At 63.1% G+C, this 1548-nt stretch carries 2 protein-coding genes; one reads left to right on the top strand and one right to left on the bottom strand.

The window, feature by feature from the left end:
- On the bottom strand, positions 1 to 786 hold a 786-nt coding region (locus AC1DX0_RS35720), incomplete at its 3' end, for a phosphoribosylaminoimidazolesuccinocarboxamide synthase (protein ID WP_477359178.1).
- 206 nt (positions 787 to 992) lie between these two features.
- Between AC1DX0_RS35720 and AC1DX0_RS35715 the strand changes: the two genes are divergently transcribed.
- Positions 993 to 1548: GMC family oxidoreductase (locus AC1DX0_RS35715; protein ID WP_477359175.1), on the top strand; the 556-nt coding region annotated here is incomplete at its 3' end.

Below are 1548 nucleotides of genomic sequence, written 5' to 3'. Positions count from 1 at the left end.
CTTGTAGGGATCGCAGCGCGCCGCCACCCACGAACGGATGAAATCCTTGTCGAAGCTGTCTGGCCGCGTGCCGCTTGTGAGGGCCTGCTCGTAGCTACCGGCGATCCAGTAGCGGCTGCTGTCCGGCGTATGAATTTCGTCGGCGAGGATGATCGTCCCGCTTCTGTCGGTGCCGAATTCGTATTTCGTGTCGGCAAGGATCAGGCCGCGCTCGGCGGCGCGCGCCTGGCCGCGGGCGAACAGCCGCAAGGCGTAATCCGAGACGGTGTCCCACTGTGCCTGCGTCAGCAGTCCCTGTTCGAGGATCTCGGCCCTGGACAGCGGCTCGTCATGGGCGCCATCCGCTGCCTTGCTTGTCGGCGTGATGACCGGCTCGGCCAGCTTTTCATTGTCGCGCAGCCCGTCCGGCAGGCGCATCCCGTACATGTCGCGTTCGCCACGCTTATAGCGGGTCAGGATCGAGGTGCTGGTGGTCCCCGCCAGATAACCGCGCACGACGATCTCGACCGGCAGGATGTCGAGCCTTGTGCCGACCACGACATTGGGGTCGGGATATTCGAGAACATGGTTCGGACAGATATCGGCGGTTTCCTCGAACCAGTACCGCGCCGTCTGGGTCAGGATTTCGCCCTTGAACGGGATCGAGGTCAGGATGATGTCGAAGGCGCTGAGACGGTCGGTGGCAATGATGATGCGCCGCCCGTCGGCCAAATCGTAATTTTCGCGGACCTTGCCCTTGTAGTGGCCGGGCAGCTCGGGAATGAAGGCATCCGACAGGGTACGCATATGATTTCCCGACTTCCTCGGATTGGCTGATGCCATCGCATAAGCCGTCGACCCCATGCATATCAAGCGCGATTGTCGGTATTCCCCGCAACTCGACCTGACAGGGCAGTCGCTTTTTTCACAACGCATGCCGGAAGGCGCGGCGACTCGGCGAACCCATGGCGTCTAGGCTGCACCCAGTTTTCCGGAGCCGCCCAGACTTAATCATGCAGACTTATGACTTCATCGTCGTCGGCTCCGGCTCGGCCGGCTCGGTTCTGGCGGACAAACTGTCGGCTTCGGGTCGTTTTTCCGTGCTGGTATTGGAAGCCGGCGGCACCGACCGCCGCTTCTACGTGCAGATGCCGCTCGGCTACGGCAAGACCTTCTTCGACCCGGCGGTGAACTGGAACTACAAGGCCGAACCTGACCCCGGCCTTGGCGGCAATGTCGACCACTGGCCGCGCGGCAAGCTGCTTGGCGGTTCGAGTTCGATCAACGCCATGGTGTGGATCCGCGGCGCGCGCGAGGATTTCGACGACTGGCGCGATGCCGGCAATCCCGGCTGGGGCTATGATGATCTTTTGCCAGCCTTCAAGGCGCTCGAGGACAATGAGACCGGCGCCGACACATGGCGCGGCACCGGTGGTCCCCTGCACATCAGCGAGACGATGAACGCCGTCCACCCGCTGACCAAGCGCTATCTCGCGGCCGGCCAGCAGGCCGGTCTGCCGCTCAATCCGGATTTCAATGGCGCCGCCCAGGAAGGCGTCGGCACCTACC

This window comes from Mesorhizobium sp. P3_A9 (assembly GCF_056402975.1).
The sequence above is the reverse complement of the archived record's forward strand: the minus strand, read 5'-3'. Positions and strand labels throughout refer to the sequence as shown.